16 protein-coding genes and 2 tRNA genes are annotated in these 17423 nt (G+C 60.2%); 11 read left to right on the top strand and 7 right to left on the bottom strand.

What is annotated here, in order from left to right; translation table 11 throughout:
- Positions 1-2 precede the first annotated feature (2 nt).
- Positions 3-812, top strand: coding sequence for an AAA family ATPase (locus HF682_RS01495; protein ID WP_168875489.1), 810 nt, complete (start codon positions 3-5; stop codon positions 810-812).
- A gap of 46 nt (positions 813-858) precedes the next feature.
- On the opposite strand, the gene HF682_RS01490 is transcribed toward HF682_RS01495, so the two are convergent.
- Positions 859-1644, bottom strand: coding sequence for an outer membrane protein assembly factor BamD (locus tag HF682_RS01490; protein WP_168875488.1), 786 nt, complete (start codon positions 1642-1644; stop codon positions 859-861).
- On the opposite strand from HF682_RS01490, the gene rluD reads away from it, so the two are divergent.
- Positions 1643-2635 carry a 23S rRNA pseudouridine(1911/1915/1917) synthase RluD gene (gene rluD / locus HF682_RS01485; RefSeq protein WP_168875487.1) on the top strand — a complete coding sequence of 331 codons (993 nt, stop codon included), beginning with the start codon at positions 1643-1645 and terminating at the stop codon, positions 2633-2635. The genes HF682_RS01490 and rluD overlap by 2 nt on opposite strands.
- The gene (pgeF, locus tag HF682_RS01480) at positions 2622-3371 is read left to right on the top strand and encodes a peptidoglycan editing factor PgeF (RefSeq protein WP_168875486.1); all 750 of its coding nucleotides are present in this window, start codon (positions 2622-2624) and stop codon (positions 3369-3371) included. The genes rluD and pgeF overlap by 14 nt, the downstream gene beginning before the upstream one ends.
- Here pgeF and HF682_RS01475 read toward each other — a convergent pair.
- Complete coding sequence (locus HF682_RS01475) at positions 3359-3658, bottom strand: hypothetical protein (RefSeq protein ID WP_168875485.1); 300 nt, start codon at positions 3656-3658, stop codon at positions 3359-3361. The two genes, pgeF and HF682_RS01475, sit on opposite strands and share 13 nt — an antisense overlap.
- 92 nt (positions 3659-3750) lie before the next feature.
- Between HF682_RS01475 and HF682_RS01470 the strand changes: the two genes are divergently transcribed.
- Both HF682_RS01470 and HF682_RS01465 read left to right on the top strand, forming a co-directional pair.
- Positions 3751-5487, top strand: a complete 1737-nt coding sequence (locus HF682_RS01470; protein WP_168875484.1) for a PHA/PHB synthase family protein — start codon at positions 3751-3753, stop codon at positions 5485-5487.
- Positions 5488-5544: 57 nt separating this feature from the next.
- A complete protein-coding gene (locus HF682_RS01465) occupies positions 5545-6726 on the top strand; it encodes an acetyl-CoA C-acetyltransferase (protein ID WP_168875483.1) in 1182 nt (393 codons plus the stop codon).
- A gap of 64 nt (positions 6727-6790) precedes the next feature.
- Here HF682_RS01465 and HF682_RS01460 read toward each other — a convergent pair whose 3' ends face one another.
- Positions 6791-7330 carry a phasin family protein gene (locus HF682_RS01460; protein WP_168875482.1) on the bottom strand — a complete coding sequence of 180 codons (540 nt, stop codon included), beginning with the start codon at positions 7328-7330 and terminating at the stop codon, positions 6791-6793.
- 176 nt (positions 7331-7506) lie between these two features.
- On the opposite strand from HF682_RS01460, the gene phaR reads away from it, so the two are divergent.
- The 3 genes from phaR to HF682_RS01445 all read left to right on the top strand — a co-directional run bounded on the left by phaR (position 7507) and on the right by HF682_RS01445 (position 10240).
- Positions 7507-8073 (top strand): polyhydroxyalkanoate synthesis repressor PhaR, encoded by a 567-nt coding sequence (gene phaR / locus HF682_RS01455; RefSeq protein WP_168875481.1) that lies wholly within the window; start codon positions 7507-7509, stop codon positions 8071-8073.
- A gap of 191 nt (positions 8074-8264) precedes the next feature.
- On the top strand, positions 8265-9140 hold the full coding sequence (locus HF682_RS01450; RefSeq protein ID WP_168875480.1) for a DMT family transporter: 876 nt from the start codon (positions 8265-8267) through the stop codon (positions 9138-9140).
- A gap of 62 nt (positions 9141-9202) precedes the next feature.
- Entirely contained in the window at positions 9203-10240 is a 1038-nt protein-coding gene (locus HF682_RS01445; protein WP_168875479.1) for an SPM autocatalytic domain-containing protein, read from the top strand.
- Positions 10241-10244: 4 nt separating this feature from the next.
- On the opposite strand, the gene HF682_RS01440 is transcribed toward HF682_RS01445, so the two are convergent.
- The 3 genes from HF682_RS01440 to HF682_RS01430 all read right to left on the bottom strand — a co-directional run bounded on the left by HF682_RS01440 (position 10245) and on the right by HF682_RS01430 (position 11193).
- Positions 10245-10877, bottom strand: coding sequence for a HugZ family pyridoxamine 5'-phosphate oxidase (locus tag HF682_RS01440; RefSeq protein ID WP_168875478.1), 633 nt, complete (start codon positions 10875-10877; stop codon positions 10245-10247).
- A gap of 110 nt (positions 10878-10987) precedes the next feature.
- Positions 10988-11074, bottom strand: a tRNA-Leu gene (locus tag HF682_RS01435).
- Positions 11075-11106: 32 nt separating this feature from the next.
- Positions 11107-11193: transfer RNA gene (locus HF682_RS01430), tRNA-Leu, on the bottom strand.
- Positions 11194-11387: 194 nt separating this feature from the next.
- Here HF682_RS01430 and rnr point away from each other — a divergent pair.
- From rnr to HF682_RS01415, 3 genes are all read left to right on the top strand, one after another.
- Entirely contained in the window at positions 11388-13676 is a 2289-nt protein-coding gene (rnr, locus tag HF682_RS01425) for a ribonuclease R (RefSeq protein WP_308418684.1), read from the top strand.
- A 1-nt stretch (position 13677) separates the two neighbouring features.
- A complete protein-coding gene (thpR, locus tag HF682_RS01420; RefSeq protein WP_168875476.1) occupies positions 13678-14178 on the top strand; it encodes an RNA 2',3'-cyclic phosphodiesterase in 501 nt (166 codons plus the stop codon).
- Positions 14179-14324: 146 nt separating this feature from the next.
- A complete protein-coding gene (locus HF682_RS01415) occupies positions 14325-16163 on the top strand; it encodes a phosphoenolpyruvate carboxykinase (GTP) (protein WP_168875475.1) in 1839 nt (612 codons plus the stop codon).
- 38 nt (positions 16164-16201) lie between these two features.
- Here HF682_RS01415 and HF682_RS01410 read toward each other — a convergent pair whose 3' ends face one another.
- On the bottom strand, positions 16202-17395 hold the full coding sequence (locus HF682_RS01410; RefSeq protein ID WP_168875474.1) for a methionine gamma-lyase: 1194 nt from the start codon (positions 17393-17395) through the stop codon (positions 16202-16204).
- Positions 17396-17423: the final 28 nt, after the last annotated feature.

The following is a 17423-nucleotide window of genomic DNA, read 5'->3' as shown; positions in this document are numbered from 1 at the left end:
CCGTGGCGAATGCGCTCAGGCTGTATCGGCGGGTTGCCCTGGCGGGCTGTTTTGCGCTGGAGCGGCCCGAGCATCGCTATCAGCTGGAGGTAGCACGGCAGCTGGCCCATGAGGTCATGCTTCCGGATGCGCAGATGGGGCAGGGCGCGTGGCCGGATCGTGTACATCAGGGCCGCGCAGAAAACTGTGAAGCATGGCTGTCTGCCCATTGGCAGGATCGTGCGCGGGCTGGTCGCCTGCCATTCTTGCCGCTGGATCATGGTCCGACCGGGTTGCCGCCCTGGCAGGGCAAGGCACCGACGGTGGTGCTGTTTGGTGCGGACTGCACTGGCAAATCCACACTCACACGCGCGCTGGCAGATGCCGTGGGGGGCGTAGCGGGCGTCGAGGCGGTACGCACCTGGTTTGATGCCTATGACAATCAGTGCAGTGCAGCGGATGCCAAGCGGATGGCCTGGCTACAAGCGGCCAGCAACCGGGCACTGGCCAAGCTGGCAGCGGGGCGGCCGCTGTTCCTGGATACCGACGCACTGGCGTCTGTCATGTGGTACGAGCACTACCATGGTCCCGCACCGGCCGACATGCTGGCTTTGGCGCAGCAAGAGAAAGCCGACTGCTACCTGTTGCTGGAAACCGATATTGCCTATCAGCAGGATCATCAGCGGGCGCATACTGACCGCCGCGAACTCAGCAGCCCGCAGGCGGTGGCCACCTTGCAGCGTTTCGGTTGTCGGTTTCTGCGGGTAGCCGGGCAGGGTGAGCAGCGTCTGATGCAGGCGAAAGCGGCGGTAGCCGCGCTACATCAGCCATAAAAAAACCGGGCTTCTCGCCCGGTTTTTCATGGTGCATGATGCGCGCTTACCAGATCTGCCACCAAGGCTTGCTTTCTTCTTGTGGACCATTCAGGTACTTGCTGTTGGGGAAGGACTTGTCCAGCACCCGTCTGGCATCATCCCGCAGATCGGTCATGCCCAGCTTTTCGTAACCGGCCACCATCAGCACCATGGCTTCTTCCGTGGCAGGTGCGTGCTGGTAGTGCTCAATCGCGTACTTGGCCCGGTTCACGGCAGCCACGTAAGCACCCCGCTTCATGTAATAGCGGGCCACGTGCACTTCACTGGCAGCCAGCGCGTTCACCAGATAGCGCATGCGACCCAGGGCATCAGGGGTGTACTTGCTGTTGGGGTACAGCGTGGTCAGCTTCTTGAAAGCCTCAAAGGAGTCCCGGGCGGCCTGCGGGTCGCGCTGGGTCTGGTCCTGATTGGAGAAGCGGGCAAAGAAGCCAGTGTCTTCGTTGAACGAAGCCAGCCCCTTCAGGTAATAGGCGTAATCCACATTCGGATGCGTCGGGTGCAGCTTGATGAAGCGGTCGCATGCCGCAATGGCTGCAGCCGGCTCATTATCCTTGTAATTGGCGTAAGCCACGTTCAGCTGGGCACTCAGCGCATACTGCCCATAGGGGTAACGGGCTTCCAGCTTTTCAAAGTACTCGATAGACCGGCTATAATTCCGTTCTTCCAGCTCATATTTGGCTTCTGCATAGAGCTTGTTGGCCGACCACTTCAACGTGGGGTCATTTTTCTCGTTGCTGCCACAACCGGCCAGCAGCAAGGCCACCACGGTGATAGAAAGAAGTTTCTTCATGTCCGTATCCGAAATCGAGTCTGACGATTATAGCGCAAACCTTCCTTCTGAGAACGGTGAGGAACAGGATGCGCTGGAGTTTGTGGTACCCATTGATCTGGCGGGCCTGCGGCTGGATCAGGCATTGGCCCGTTTGCTACCCCAATATTCGCGCAGCCGCCTGCAGCAGTGGGTCAAGGCCGAGCGCGTGCTGCTGGATGCCGATGTGGCGACGCCCAAGACCAAGGTATGGGGCGGTGAGACCGTGCTGGTCTTGCCGGAGCTGCCGCCGGAGCAACTGGCTTTTCGCGCCGAGGTGATGGATTTGCCCATCGTGCATGAAGATGATGCGCTGCTGGTGATCAACAAACCGGCTGGGCTGGTGGTGCATCCTGGGCATGGCAACTGGTCCGGCACCTTGCTCAATGGCCTGCTGGCGCACTGCCCGGCCCTGTTTCAGGTGCCGCGTGCCGGTATCGTGCATCGGCTGGACAAGGATACCAGCGGTCTGATGGTGGTCGCCAAGACCCTGACGGCGCAAACCGAACTGGTGCGACAGTTGCAGGCTCGCACCGTCAAGCGGGAGTACTGCGCCTTGGTGCGTGGACACCTGAACGAAGCCGGGACGGTGGATGCCGCGATGGGACGCCACCCGCGCGAGCGTACACTGATGAGTGTCCTGCCTGCCGGTTCGACCGGAGCAAAGCCCGCGGTGACCCACTACGAACCGCTGGACTGGTACCGCCATGCCACGCTGGTGGAGTGTCGACTGGAAACCGGGCGGACGCATCAGATTCGTGTTCACATGCAGTCCATCGGCCATCCCTTGTTTGGCGACCCGGTCTACGGTGGCGGCAACAGCTGCCAGCGTTTCCCGCGGCAGGCCTTGCATGCCTTGCGGCTGGGCTTGCAGCATCCACAAACCGGCCAGTCCATGCAATGGGAGAGTAGCTTGCCGGAGGACATGCAAACCCTGCTCGACGAGCTGGAGGCTGAAGATGCTGCTGACTGACTCACACCTGATTCGTCCGGACTGGGCCGCACCCGCCCACGTGCGTGCGCTGGTCACCACCCGGCAGGGCGGGGTAAGCCTGCCGCCCTTTGATAGCCTGAACACGGCCACCCATGTGCAGGATGACCCTTTGCGGGTCGCGCAGAACCGGCAGCGTCTGGCCGCACTGCTCCCCGCAGAACCGGTATGGCTGAACCAGGTGCATGGCACCACGGTGGTCAATCTGGATGAAAGTCTGGCGTGTGAGCCGGACGCGGATGCGGCGGTGAGCCGAAGCCCGGCGGCGGTGTGTGTGGTGCAAACGGCGGATTGTCTGCCTGTTCTGTTCACCGATCGGCAGGGGACGGTGGTTGCCGCTGCCCATGCGGGCTGGCGCGGGCTGTGTGCAGGCGTGCTGGAGCACACCCTGGCTGCGATGCGGGTGCCGGGGCAGGAGGTGCTGGCTTGGCTGGGCCCTGCCATTGGCCCGCAAGCATTTGAAGTGGGGGATGAGGTGCGCGAGGCCTTCCTGCAGCACAATGCCGCGGCTGCTCTAGCGTTTCAGCCGCATGGCGCAGGCAAGTGGTGGTGCGATCTGTATGCGCTGGCCCGGCAGCGCCTGCAAGCGGTCGGGGTGGCTGACATCAGTGGCGGCGGGCTGTGCACCTGGCATGATCAGGCGCGTTTCTTTTCCTTCCGGCGAGACCGGGTGACTGGCCGGATGGCCAGCCTGATCTGGCTGGATCACTCGGCCTGATCGGCTTCTGCCGCCTGCTCCCGTGCTTCACGCAGCGCACGCTGCCGTTGATGCACTTTGCGCAGGCTGACCCACAGCATCAAGCCGACCGGGATGACGCCGAGAAACAGGAAAACATTGATGGCCCGGGCCAGATTGCCGCTGCCAGCGGCCAGCAGCAGGACGACATAAAGCCAGGCGATGAGAATGATGATGCGCATGGTAAACGGGTTTCTGTTGCGTTGCGTCAAACAGGCCATGTACAGACGATGAATGTCGTTGTCGGCAATCTGGCTTTCCGCTAGCATGCATCATGGTCATCAAATTGTCATCCGACCTGAATACATTCCTGCAACGCAACATGGTTTAACTGTTTGGCGGTTTCACGGGAGCTTACCGCATGAGTGAAGCGCAGCAAAGTAACGGCCTTGCCCAGTTTTTTGAGCAGATGACGCGGGCCAATCAGCAGTTCGTTGAGCAATGGGTCAAGGCCAGCACCACGGCCGCCGCTGATCCCAATGCCGCAGCCACCAATCCCTATGCCCAGCTGTTCTCGGGCTTCTGGCAAGGTGCCAGCCAGCTGGGCCAGTTGCAGCAGCAACTGTACCAGCAGCAGATGCAGGCCTGGCAGGGGCTTTCTGGCCAGACGCAGGACGCTGCGGTACCGCTCAAGGACAAGCGGTTTTCGGCGCCCGAGTGGGAACAATACCCCTTCTTCAGCTACGTGCGTCAGAGCTATCTGAACACCTCCAAGTGGCTGATGGACATGGTGGACAAAACGCAGAACGATGAGGAGCAGAAGGAGCGCCTGCGCTTTTTTACCAAGCAGTTCATCGACGCCATGAGCCCGAGCAACTTTGCACTGACCAATCCGGAAGTGTTGAAGCTGGCGGTGGACACCAAGGGTGAAAGCCTGGTCGAAGGCATGAAGAACATGCTGGAGGACATGCAAAAGGGCTATATCACTATGACCGACGAATCGAAATTCGAAGTCGGTCGCAACATGGCGGTTACCCCTGGCACGGTGGTGTTTGAGAATGAGCTGTTCCAGCTGATCCAGTACACACCGACCACGGCAGAGGTCTACGAGCGTCCGCTGCTGGTGATCCCGCCTTGTGTGAACAAGTACTACCTGATGGACATGCAGCCTGAGAACTCGCTGATGCGCTATCTGGTGTCCGAAGGCTATACCACCTTCCTCGTCTCCTGGCGCAGTGCCACGGAAGACATGAAGCACTTTGACTGGAATGACTACCTCGAGCGGGGGGCATTCAAGGCGATTGAGGTGGTCAAGGCCATCAGTGGTCGCGAAGACATCAATGCACTGGGCTTCTGCATTGGTGGCGTGATCCTGACCACCGCGCTGGCCGTACTGCGGGCCAAGGGTGACAACAGTGTCACGTCCGCCACCTATCTGACCTCGATGATCGACCACACCGATCCGGGCCAGATCAAGGTGTACATTGACGAGAACATGCTGCGCTTCCGCGAGGCGCGGGCCTCGGAGGGCGGGCTGGTCAAGGGCAAGGAGCTGGCAACCGCCTTCTCCAGCCTGCGCGCCAATGACCTGATCTGGAACTACGTGGTCAACAATTACCTGAAGGGCAAGACCCCGCCGCCGTTTGACCTGCTGTACTGGAACTCGGACGGCACCAATCTGCCACTGCCGATGCACACCTATTTCCTGCGCAACATGTATCAGGAAAACAACCTGACCAAGCCCGGCGCGATGACCTTGTGCGGCGTGCCGGTCGACGTGCGCAAGATCGACATCCCGTCCTATCTGTTTGCCGCACAGGAAGACCACATCGTGCCATGGAAGTCGGCCTACCTGAGCACGCAGTACCTGAGCGGACCGCAGCGCTTTGTGCTGGGTGCGTCCGGCCATATTGCCGGCACCATCAACCCGGTGACCACCAACAAGCGCAATTTCTGGGTCAATGATCAATTGCCCGCTTCGGCCGATCTATGGCTGGAAGGCGCGCAGAGCAAGCCGGGTAGCTGGTGGCCGGATTATTCGGCCTGGCTGGCCGGGCACTCGGGCGAGAAGGTCAAGGCGCCCAAGTCAGCGGGCAACCGACAATACAAGGCCATCGAGCCTGCACCGGGGCGGTATGTGAAGATGCGTGCCGAGTAATCCTCATCACGGGCACCCCTCTGGGTGCCCGTTCTGTCTGGAATGAAGGAGTCAAACATGCAGGAAGTTGTCATCGTTGCAGCGGTTCGTACTGCTATCGGCAATTTTGGTGGCGGTCTGGCCAAGGTGTCCGCACCAGAGCTGGGTGCGACCGTCATCAAGGCTTTGCTCGAGCGTACCGGGGTGCAAGGTAGCCAGATCAGTGAAGTGATCATGGGCAATGTGCTGACCGCAGGTCTGGGCCAGAATCCGGCCCGGCAGGCCCTGATCAAGGCCGGTATCCCGGTCGAAGTGCCAGCACTGACCATCAATCAGGTCTGTGGTTCCGGCCTGAAGGTCACTCACCTCGCCGCACAGTCGATTGCCTGCGGCGACAATGAGATCGTGATTGCCGGTGGTCAGGAAAGCATGAGCCTGGCCCCGCACGTGCTGATGAACAGCCGTGACGGTATCCGCATGGGGAATGGCACGCTGGTGGACAGCATGATGTACGACGGCCTGACCGACGTATACAACCAGTACCCGATGGGCATCACCGCTGAAAACATTGCCGAAAAATACGGCATCAGCCGCGAAGAGCAGGATGCATTCTCCTTGTCTTCCCAGCTGAAGGCGACCGCTGCACAGGCTGCGGGCAAGTTCAAGGATGAGATCGTGCCGGTGCTGGTCCCGCAGCGCAAGGGTGACCCGGTGCCGTTTGCAACCGACGAGTTCATCCGCACCGATGCGACGGCAGAGCTGTTGGCCAAGTTGCGCCCTGCCTTCAAGAAGGACGGTACGGTGACGGCGGGCAGTTCATCGGGTATCAACGATGGTGCTGCCGCCGTGATGATGATGTCTGCAGCCAAGGCGGATCAACTGGGGCTGAAGCCGCTGGCACGGATCAAGGCCTATGCCTCCTCTGGTGTTGAGCCGGCCATCATGGGCATGGGGCCGGTGTCTGCCGTGCAACGTGTGCTGGCCCGCGCGGGCTGGTCACTGGGTGAGGTGGACCTGATTGAAGCTAACGAAGCCTTTGCCGCGCAGGCGCTGGGTGTGGGGCGCGAACTGGGCTGGGACGCCAGCAAGGTGAATGTGAATGGGGGGGCGATTGCGCTGGGTCACCCCATCGGTGCTTCGGGGTGCCGCGTACTGGTGACGTTGCTGCATGAAATGGCGCGCAGCGGCGCACAAAAAGGCCTGGCGACCCTGTGCATTGGCGGTGGCATGGGTGTGGCGCTGGCGGTGGAACGCCCGTAAGGCGGGGGCGCGCAAACAAAAAGGCGACCATCAGGTCGCCTTTTTGTTGACAGTGTTTACCGGATTACAGGCGGGCAGCCTGGCGTACGGCGTCCGTCGTGGCGGTTGCAGCAGCCTTGACGCTGGCTTCGGCAAAGTCAGCCACTTGCTTGGCAGCCTTGGTCAGGCTGTCAATGGCGGCAGCGGTGGCTTGCACGGTTTGCTTGGCGACGGCAACCGCGGTTTCCGAACCGGCCGGGGCGTGCTTGGCAGTCTGGTCCAGCGTGCTGATGATGTCCTTGTTCAGCGCGGTCAGCTGGCTTTCACCCAGCTTGCCCAGTTCGCTCTGGGTCTGGCTGGCCAGTTCGTACAGCGAGTTGGAGTAGCTCAGGACACTTTCGAGGCCCGCCTTGATGCTGTCCTTGTTGTATTGGGCCAGCTGCTCCGGGGTCTTCAATTCGGTAGCGGCTTGGGCCTTCTGTGCCTGGCTTTCCAGCGTGCTCTTGGCGACGTCCAGTTGCAGGCGGATCAGTTGTTCGGTGCTTTGCAGGGAGATTTGCGCCAGTTGCAGCGCGGATTCCAGCTGCTTCAGGCTGAAGGCTTTCAGGGCTTCATTCGCTTGCATGGTCTTGCTCCTTGGTTGTTGGTGCGGTGCACAATTTGAATAATATTATTGATATCAACGTGATGTCAAATATATTTGTGCATTGCAACAATATTTCAAGGGGGTGTGCTTGCGCGTCGCAGCAGCGTAAAATGGTGATAGAATCCGAAGAAACAAGCCGACAAGGGAAGGCACGCATGACGCAAGAAAAGCGCATCATCAAGAAATACCCTAACCGCCGGTTGTACGATACGGCGACCAGTTGCTATATCACCCTCGATGATGTGAAGCGCCTCGTTCTGGACAATGTGGACATTCAGGTGCTGGATGCCAAGAGTGGCGATGATCTGACCCGCAGTGTGCTGCTGCAGATCATTCTGGAAGAAGAGTCCGGTGGCATGCCAATGTTTTCCTACGACGTGCTGACCCAGATCATCCGCTTCTATGGCAATGCGATGCAGGGCATGATGGGCACGTATCTGGAAAAGAACATGCAAATGTTCGCCCAGATGCAAAACCGCCTGCAGGAGCAGACCAAGCAGCTCTATGGTGAGAACCCGGTGATGAACTCCGGCTTGTGGAACGAGTTCCTCAAGTTTCAGGGCCCTGCCATGCAAGGCATGCTGTCCACCTACCTGGAGCAGAGCACCAATATGTTTGTGGACATGCAGCAGCAGATGCAGGACCGCACCCGCAACCTGTTCAGCGGGCTGGGTTTTCCTGGCATGCCGGGCTTTACCCCCCCGGAGAAGCAGGACAAGTAAGCCATCGGTACCCGGCTCAGACCAAGCGGCCTGCGGGCCGCTTTTTCATTTGTTGCTGTCATGGTAGTGGGACCGGTACAACGCCCCGGATCTGACGGAGACAGTCGAGTCCAATCCTCCTGTCGCGTGCCGTGTCACGCCCGGTCGAGTATGTCACCATGCAGACATCAGGGTTTATTTTTGGGTTGAGCATGCCTGCTTCACGCGTATTGCCACGTCTGGCGCCGTTCCTGTTTGTACTGCTGTGGAGCACGGGCTTCATCTTCACCAAGCTGGGCATGCCGTTTGCCCCACCGCTGACCTTTCTGGTGATCCGCTTTGTGCTGGTGGTAGCGTTGCTGACGCCGTTCATTCTGCTGGCGGGCGTGTCGTGGCCGCGTGACTGGAGAGTGGTTGCGCATGTTGCCGTAGCGGGGGTCTTGCTGCACGCCACCTATCTGGGAGGGGTGTTCAGTGCCATAGATCATCACGTCCCCGCTGGCTTGGTGGCGCTGGTTGCAGGTTTGCAACCGCTGGTGGTCAACCTGATTGGTGCCGGGTTGCTGAAAGAGCGTCCGCCTGCACGGCACTGGCTGGGTTTGGCACTGGGTTTGGCCGGGGTGCTGCTGGTGTTGTCCAGCAAGTGGGGTAGCGGCCAATTTTCGTTACTGGGGTTCGCGCTGACGGTCATGGCCATGCTGGGCATGTCTGTTGGCACCTTGTACCAAAAGCACTTTGGCGGTGGGCTGGATTTCCGCATCACGACCCTGATCCAGTATCTGGCAGCGACGCTGGTGTTATTGCCCTTGTCACTGCTGGAGACGCGTCCGGTCGTATGGACGATGCAATTTGGGCTGGCCATGGCCTGGTTGGTGCTGGTGTTGTCGCTGGCGGCCATCTTTTTGCTGTTCTGGCTGATTCGGCAGGGTGAGGCGAGCAAGGTGTCCAGCCTGTTCTATCTGGTGCCGCCTACCACTGCAGTGATGGCCTCACTGATTCTGGATGAGCCGTTGACCGCCTTGATGCTGCTGGGCATCGGGCTGGCCGCTGCCGGGGTGGCGCTGGTGGTGATGCCGTCCAGCTGCTGAGGCTAAAGTAATGCTGGAATCACCCGATAGACCGTACAGGTCGGCGGCTATCGGAGTGTGCCATGAAGATCGAATCAGCCACGCTGCAAATGAGTGCATCGCATGTCAAACTCGAGCAGACAGAGGTGCGCGAGCACTTGCGGTTTTGGACCGGGCCGCGTCCGTCTGATGCGCCAGAGCGGGGCCGCGATCAGGTGACCCTGGGAGAGGAGGCGCGACGGTTGGCGGCGCAGGCGGACGCAGCAGCGCCGCAGCCCAAGCCGGATGAGTGCAGGGGAACCGTGTCAGGCTCGCCGCTGGATGTCTTGCGGCAACTGGTGGAAATCCTGACCGGGCGCAAGCTGGACCTGTTTGAGGGCAAACTGCCTGGTGCCGAGGCGGATAGCGCCCAGCCTGCGGCAGAGGCGGTCGCAGCGACCAATAACGATCCCGGCTTCGGTGCCGAGTACGAGTACCATGAGGTGCGTGATGAGCGGGAGCTCAGCCAGTTCAGCGCGCAAGGCGAGCTGGTGACGCAGGATGGTGCCCACATCCGCTTCGACCTGTCGCTCACGCTGGCCCGGCAATACCACGAAGAGCGACACGAGCGGCTCACCATCGGCAATGCCGTACGCAAGGATCCCCTGATCATTAACTATGCCGGCAATGCGGCAGCCCTGTCTGAGCAGACCGTCGCTTTTGATCTGGACGCAGACGGGCAGCGAGAGCAGGTTCACCTGCTGCAGCCGGGGAGTGGTTTTCTGGCGCTGGATCGCAATCAGGACGGCAAGGTCAATGATGGCCGCGAGCTGTTTGGCCCCCAGTCTGGCAACGGGTTTGCCGATCTGGCGCAGGAAGACAGCGATCACAATGGCTGGATTGATGAGTCAGACCCGGTATTCGCGCAGCTTTGCCTGTGGACGCGTGGCGTGGATGGCAAAGATCAGCTGTTGAGCCTGAAGCAGGCGGGGGTCGGTGCCATCAGCCTGGCTTCGCTGGCCACCCCCTTTGACCTGTACGGCGCAGGGCATCAGCTGCAAGGGCAGATACAGCGTAGCGGCATTGCGATCGGTGATGACGGGCAGGTGCGCAGCGTGCAGCAGCTGGACCTGATGGTGTGAACGCTCAGTGAGCGTCACACCATAGGCGTGCCTGTGCCAGCAATGACGTCATTTCCGAGGTAGCATGCGGCCATTCATGGCGGCTGCGTTGCCCCGCGTTGTCATAGTCCAGCCCGTAGGGATCAATACCCAATACGGCAGGGTGGTCCAGTTGTGCCAGCACGGCGTGTTCTTGCCGGGCATCCCAGGGCAAACCTGCTGCTTGTGCACCGGTTTGCCAGCCCATGCGGCCAAATCCGGCAATCAATCGCGCATGCGCTACCTGCATGCGATAAAAACGAAAGTCACCCAAAGCCAGAAACTGTGCTGCATCAGGCTGCAGGCGCAGGTAACGCGCCTGTTCTTCTGGTTCCAGTTCAACCGGGGTCAGGCTACCCAATAAGGTCAGCCGCCGCTGCTCTGTCGCGGGGAGGTGATCATCTGCGGTAAGTAAGAGGCTGGCCTGCGGGTTGGCCTGCAGATTCTGGGTATGCTCGGCCAGCTGGCTCAACAGCAGCAAGGGGTCGCCTGCGGCGGCAACACAGAGTGGCAACCAGGAAGCATGCGGAAAACCTGGGTGGCGTGCGGAATGCGTGGCCAGTGCGGCTTTACGGGCTTGTCGCAGCACACGATGAATATCATCAGCAGGTATCAGCATGGTATTTGCAGGTGAAGTGGACCGCAAACATGCTACCTGACCGAACTGGTCATCGCAAAGCTGGGGCAATCAAACAAAAGGAAGGGTTACTGCAGGAGTGATTTGAATCGTGGTGCCCAGGAGAAGACTCGAACTTCCACGCCCGTGAAGGCGCTAGGACCTGAACCTAGTGCGTCTACCAATTCCGCCACCTGGGCACGATTCCAGACTTGCTTCGCTTTGTTGTCGATGGTGCCCAGGAGAAGACTCGAACTTCCACGCCCGTGAAGGCGCTAGGACCTGAACCTAGTGCGTCTACCAATTCCGCCACCTGGGCCCGCCATCTTTTGCTGCTCAACCGCGATTTCTGTTGCGCAGCAGCGAAGAAGCACGCATTATAAGGGTTTCCAACCACGTGTCAATAATCGGATGCAAAAAAAACAAAACGAAATCCCAACCTCATCTACCCCAGAAGTTAAGCCAGCAACGCGCTCTCGTAAACGAGCCCCCGCCGCAGCTGTCACCGAAGTTGTGACCTCCCCGGCGACCACGCCACCCGCCACACCTCGCCGTAGTAAAACCCGTAAATCCGCTGCTACTCCTGCGACTGGCCTGCGCCAGCAAGACCCCTGGCTGGAGCGTGAACGCCAGAACTATGCTTCGCCGCTACCCAGCCGTGAGTACGTGCTGCAAATCCTGGCCGCACAAGGGGTGCCGGTGGCGCCCATTGAGCTTATGAACCTGCTGGAGATCCAGACCGCAGAAGAGGGTGTGTTCAGCCGTCGGCTACGCGCCATGGAGCGTGATGGCGAGCTGCTGTTCAACCGCAAGGGTGACATCTGTGTGGCGGACAAGCTGGATTTGATCCGTGGCAAGGTGTTTGGTCATGTGGATGGCTTTGGTTTTTGCGTACCCGAAGATGGCAGCCCGGACCTGTATTTGAACAGTCGCGAGATGCAGAAGGTGATGCACGGTGACCGCGTACTGGTACGGGAAGTAACGCAGGACCGACGCAGCCCAGAGCGCCGCGGCAAGCGCGAAGGCAGCGTGGTTGAAGTACTGGAGCGGGCTCAGCAGCAGTTGGTCGGTCGCGTGTTCATGAACCGTGGCGTACCCTTTGCCATGGCGGAAGACAAGCGTATCCAGCATGAAATCCTGCTGCCCCACGAGGAGCACCAGCATCTGACTGAGCCTTTGCAGGATGGTCAGGTGGTGATGGTCAACCTGCTGCAGCAGCCCGGCAAGCATGCCCGCCCGATCGGACGGGTGGAGCAAGTGCTGGGCAACTATGCTGATCCAGGCATGGAAATTGAAATTGCCCTGCGCAAGCATGACCTGCCGCATGTGTTCTCCGAGGCGCTGCTGGCAGAGCCGGTGCCGGACAAGGTGCGCAAGAAGGACTGGAAGGACCGCGAGGACCTGACCGGCCTGCCACTGGTCACCATTGATGGTGAAACCTCGCGCGATTTTGACGATGCGGTCTACTGCGAGCCCAAAGGCAAGGGCTGGCGCTTGCTGGTGGCCATTGCCGATGTCAGCTATTACGTCCGGCCAGGCTCGGAACTGGATGCGGAAGCGCTGAGCCGGGGGAACTCGGTGTATTTCCCGCGGCGGGTGATCCCGATGCTGCCGGAGTCGCTGTCCAATGAAATTTGTTCGCTGAACCCCAAGGTCGACCGCCTGTGCATGGTGTGTGACATGGAGATCAGCAAAAAAGGGCAGGTCAAACATTATCGCTTCTATGAGGCGGTGATGCATTCCCATGCGCGGCTGACCTATACCCAGGTGGCGGAAACACTGGCCAAACCGAATGCGGTTCAGGACAAGACACTGCGCAAGCTGTTGCCCGCGCTGCAAAATCTGGAAGCGGTGTTTCATGCCTTGCTGAAGGCGCGAGAGGCGCGCGGGGCAATTGACTTTGCCGGTAGTGAAACGCAGATGCTGTTCGATGCCAACAGCAAGATTGAGCGCATTGTGCCGGTGGTGCGTAACGACGCGCATCGCCTGATTGAAGAATGCATGCTGGCGGCCAATGTGTCGGCGGCGGATTTCCTGCTCAAGCACAAGCAGCCCAGCCTGTTCCGGAACCATGAGGTACCGTCACCGGAAAAGCTGGAGAACCTGCAGGCCTTTCTCAAAGACTTTGGCTTGAGTCTGGAAGGCGGAGAGGCCCCCTCGGTGGCTGACTACACCCGTCTGCTGGACAAGGTGCGTGCTCGTCCGGATGCCCAGCTGCTGCAAACGGTCATTCAGCGCTCGCTGATGCAGGCGCGCTACGCACCGGACAATGTCGGGCACTTTGGTCTGGGTTACGAGGCCTACACGCACTTTACCTCGCCGATCCGCCGCTACCCGGATTTGCTGGTGCACCGTGCCATCAAGGCGGTGCTGGCGGGCAAGAAGTACAAGCCGGGCGACTGGCATCAGCTGGGTGAGCACTGCTCGATGACCGAGCGGCGCGCCGATGAGGCCACCCGGGATGTCGACAACTGGCTGAAGTGCTACTTCATGCAGGATAAAGTGGGCGAGTCGTTTGCCGGTACGGTTGCGGCGGTTACCAGCTTTGGCTTGTTTGTGCTGCTCGATGAAATCTATATCGAAGGGCTGGTACACATCTCCGAACTGGGCAAGGACTATTTCCACTATGACGCCGTACGCCATCGTTTAAGTGGGGAGAAAACCGGGCTGGGTTATCAGCTGGGGGACCGTTTGCAGGTGCAGGTGGTGCGGGTGGACCTGGAAACCACCAAGATTGACTTTGCCTTGCAGGGCGAGCAGACCCAGGCACCGAGCCAGCGCCGCAAGCGCAGTCCCCGCTGAGATGCGCCTGTTTTTTGCTTTGTGGCCGGATGCGCCCTTGCAGCAGAGTATGCTGCAGGCGGCGCAGCTGCTCGATGGCGGGCGGCCTGCGCGTGCGGAGACGGTGCACCTGACTCTGGCTTTCATGTCCGAGGTATCGGAGGCGGTGCTGCCAGCGCTGCAGGACATGGCATCCCGCATACAGTGTGAGGCATTTGTCTTGCAGCTGGATCGGCTCGCCATCTGGTCACCGCCGGGTGTGGCCCATCTGTCACCCTCGGCGCCGCAGGCTGCGTTACTACAGCTGGCCGAAGCCCTACAGCAGGGCGTGCAGCAGCTGGGTGTGAGTGTGGATCGACGTCCCTTTCAGCCCCATGTCACGCTGCGTCGGCGTATGCCGCAACGCATGGCCACGCAATCTGTTCCGGCCTTGAGCTGGGAAGTACGGGATTTTGTGCTGGTCCAGTCCAGGCTGGATGCGCAAGGTCCCGCGTATGCCGAGCTGGGCCGTTGGTCTCTGTAGTTGAACTGTAATTCAGGCGAAGTGTTGCGCATTTTTATGTCGTCAAATCCAAAAATACAGTCGAAAAAACGCTTTTTTTGACGACCAAAAATGGGTTTGGGGGTAAAATTGTAGTCCCTCTGTAATGACTGCAATGGCCTTCCCCCATGTCACAGCTCCCCCCCTTGAATGTTCCGGATTACGTTAAACATCGTCGCCTGATTGCCTGGGTGCAGCAGGTGGTCGAACTGACCGAGCCCGCCCAGGTACACTGGGTGGATGGCTCTCCACAAGAGCAAGCGGCCTTGACCGAGCAAATGGTGGTGGCTGGCAAACTGGTCCGCCTGAATCCTGAACTGCGCCCCAATTCCTATCTGGCCTGTTCGGACCCCAACGATGTGGCGCGAGTAGAGGATCGAACCTTTATTTGTTCAGCACGTGAGGAAGATGCCGGTCCGACCAACAACTGGCAAGACCCAGCGCTGATGCGAGAAACCTTGCAAGGCTTGTTCAAAGGCTGCATGCGCGGGCGTACTCTGTATGTGATCCCGTTCTCGATGGGGCCGCTTGGCTCACCGATTGCTCATATCGGCGTGGAACTGTCGGATAGCCCCTACGTGGTGCTCAATATGCGCATCATGACCCGCATGGGGCGGGCGGTGTACGAGGTATTGGGTGAAGAGGGGCACTTCGTTCCCTGCCTGCATACCGTGGGTGTGCCACTGCAAGCCGGTGAGGCCGACGTGCGCTGGCCTTGCAACCCGACCAAATATATTGTGCACTTCCCGGAAACCCGCGAAATCTGGTCCTATGGCTCTGGTTATGGCGGCAATGCCTTGCTGGGCAAAAAGTGCTTTGCCTTGCGCATCGCCTCCACCATGGCAAGGGATGAAGGCTGGCTGGCCGAGCACATGCTGATCCTCGGGGTGGAAAGCCCGCAAGGGGAGAAGCACTATGTGGCGGCCGCTTTTCCGTCGGCCTGTGGCAAAACCAATTTTGCCATGCTGATCCCGCCCGCGGGGATGGAGGGCTGGAAGGTCACCACGGTCGGTGACGATATTGCCTGGATCAAGCCGGGTGCAGATGGCCGCCTGCGTGCCATCAACCCCGAGTATGGTTATTTTGGTGTGGCACCGGGGACTTCGGAATTCACCAACCGCAATGCCATGGCCACCTTGCGCGAGAATGTGATTTTCACCAACGTGGCGTTGACGGAAGATGGGGATGTCTGGTGGGAGGGCATGAGCAAGACGCCACCCGCACGCCTGACAGACTGGACCGGACAGGCATGGACGCCGGATTGTGGCCGCAAGGCGGCGCACCCGAATGCCCGCTTTACCGCCCCCGCCAGCCAGTGCCCCTCCATTGATGATGCCTGGGAAGATCCGGCCGGGGTGCCCATTTCGGCTTTCATCTTTGGTGGCCGCCGTGCCGACACGGTACCACTGGCGTATCAAGCACCAGACTGGGCTTCCGGTGTCTATCTGGCGGCAACCCTGGGCTCGGCCACCACGGCTGCAGCGGTGGGTGAGCAAGGCGTGGTGCGACGCGACCCGTTTGCCATGTTGCCGTTCTGCGGCTACCACATGGGTGATTACTTCCAGCACTGGTTGCGCATGGTGGACGGTATTGCCGAGGTACCACCGATATTCTGCGTGAACTGGTTTCAGACCAATGCGGAAGGTCGCTTCGTCTGGCCGGGCTTTGGCGACAATATGCGGGTGCTGAAATGGATCATCCAGCGCTGCCAGGGGCAAGCGCAAGGTCGCCAGACTGCGCTGGGCGTTGTGCCTCGGCATGAGGATCTGGACTGGAATGGCACCGAGTTCCCGGCGGAGTTGTTCGAGCAACTGACCCGGGTGGATGCCGCGCGCTGGTCACAGGAGCTGAGCCGCCAGCAAACATGGCTGGCACAGCTGGGTAACAAACTGCCCGCTGCCTTGCAGCAGCGGCATGCGCAGCTGTCGGATGCCATTGCAGCCTGCCAGCGCGCACTGGCGGCTTGAGGGTTGGCGTGCCCGCTGGGGCACGCCGGGTCACATGCTTAGCGTAACTGATCCAGCGCCTGTTCAAGGTCCGCCAAGATGTCTTCGGCGTCCTCCAGCCCGGCAGACAGGCGGATCAAGCCCTCGCTGATGAAGTGCTGAGCCCGCTCCTCCGGTGTATAGGTGGAGTGGGTCATGCTGGCTGGATGCTGGGCCAGCGTTTCGGCGTCACCCAGGCTTACGGCACAGGTCACCATCTGCAGTGCGTTGATGAAGCGACGCCCTGCGGCTTCGCCGCCTTTCAGTTCAAAAGCAATCATGCCGCCAGCACGGCGCATCTGCCGTGCCGCCAGCTCGCGTTGCGGGAAACCCGGCAGGCCGGGGTAATACACCTGTTCCACCGCGGGATGGGCCGCCAGCAGCGCGGCCATTTTCTCCGCATTGTCGCAATGGCGCTCCATGCGCAAGGCCAATGTCTTCAAGCCACGCAGGATCAGGTAGGCGTCTTGCGGTGACATGACCGCACCCGTCATGTCTTTCAGCCCTACCAGGCGGATCCGCTGCGCCAGCTCAGCATTGCAGATCACGATCCCGGCCGTCAGGTCGCCATGCCCACCCAGGTATTTGGTGGCGGAGTGCAAGGAGACATCGGCACCCAGTTGCAAGGGCTGCTGCAGGTAAGGGCTGCAGTAGGTGTTGTCCACCACCACCAAAGCCTGACCGTCATGGGCGATCTGGCTGATGGCCGCAATGTCCACCATGCGCATATTGGGGTTGGCTGGGGTTTCAAAATACACCATTCGGGTGTGCGGCCCCATGGCCTCTTTCAGCAATTCAGGGCGGGTCAGGTCTATATGCCGCACCTGCACACCAAAGCGGCCAATGCCGTGATGCAGGAACGCATAGGTGCATCCGTACAGGGTTTCGTCGACGATGATTTCATCACCGGGTTGCAGCAGGCTCCACAGGGTGGCGGTCACCGCACCCATACCGGATGCAAATGCGACGGCAGCCTCGCCACCTTCCAGCACGGCCAGCCGTTGCTCCAGCAAATTCAGTGTCGGGTTGGCAATACGGGTGTAGATGTAACCCGGCGCTTCACCGGCAAAACACTGCCCGCCATATTCGGCAGTCGGGAACGCAAAGGTGGAAGTCATGTAGACCGGCGGTACCAGTGCACCCTGATGATCTGCCGGGTTGTAGCCGTGATGGATGGCGCGGGTAGCAAAACCTGCAGTCTTGGGGGTAGTCATGTCTCTCTCCGGTTGAGGGCGGATACGC

Origin of the sequence: Leeia aquatica, from assembly GCF_012641365.1 — a bacterium.
GTDB lineage: Bacteria > Pseudomonadota > Gammaproteobacteria > Burkholderiales > Leeiaceae > Leeia > Leeia aquatica.
This window is presented reverse-complemented; position numbering and strand designations above follow the sequence as displayed.

Excerpts from the sequence above, each read along its gene's own strand:
- HF682_RS01460 (WP_168875482.1), bottom strand. The coding sequence starts at position 7,330 with ATGCAAGCGAATGAAGCCCTGAAAGCCTTCAGCCTGAAGCAGCTGGAA.
- thpR (WP_168875476.1), top strand. The coding sequence starts at position 13,678 with ATGCGCCTGTTTTTTGCTTTGTGGCCGGATGCGCCCTTGCAGCAGAGT.
- phaR (WP_168875481.1), top strand. The coding sequence starts at position 7,507 with ATGACGCAAGAAAAGCGCATCATCAAGAAATACCCTAACCGCCGGTTG.
- HF682_RS01475 (WP_168875485.1), bottom strand. The coding sequence starts at position 3,658 with ATGCTAGCGGAAAGCCAGATTGCCGACAACGACATTCATCGTCTGTAC.
- HF682_RS01445 (WP_168875479.1), top strand. The coding sequence starts at position 9,203 with ATGAAGATCGAATCAGCCACGCTGCAAATGAGTGCATCGCATGTCAAA.
- rluD (WP_168875487.1), top strand. The coding sequence starts at position 1,643 with ATGTCCGTATCCGAAATCGAGTCTGACGATTATAGCGCAAACCTTCCT.
- HF682_RS01415 (WP_168875475.1), top strand. The coding sequence starts at position 14,325 with ATGTCACAGCTCCCCCCCTTGAATGTTCCGGATTACGTTAAACATCGT.
- pgeF (WP_168875486.1), top strand. The coding sequence starts at position 2,622 with ATGCTGCTGACTGACTCACACCTGATTCGTCCGGACTGGGCCGCACCC.
- HF682_RS01410 (WP_168875474.1), bottom strand. The coding sequence starts at position 17,395 with ATGACTACCCCCAAGACTGCAGGTTTTGCTACCCGCGCCATCCATCAC.
- HF682_RS01490 (WP_168875488.1), bottom strand. The coding sequence starts at position 1,644 with ATGAAGAAACTTCTTTCTATCACCGTGGTGGCCTTGCTGCTGGCCGGT.
- HF682_RS01450 (WP_168875480.1), top strand. The coding sequence starts at position 8,265 with ATGCCTGCTTCACGCGTATTGCCACGTCTGGCGCCGTTCCTGTTTGTA.
- HF682_RS01440 (WP_168875478.1), bottom strand. The coding sequence starts at position 10,877 with ATGCTGATACCTGCTGATGATATTCATCGTGTGCTGCGACAAGCCCGT.
- HF682_RS01470 (WP_168875484.1), top strand. The coding sequence starts at position 3,751 with ATGAGTGAAGCGCAGCAAAGTAACGGCCTTGCCCAGTTTTTTGAGCAG.
- HF682_RS01465 (WP_168875483.1), top strand. The coding sequence starts at position 5,545 with ATGCAGGAAGTTGTCATCGTTGCAGCGGTTCGTACTGCTATCGGCAAT.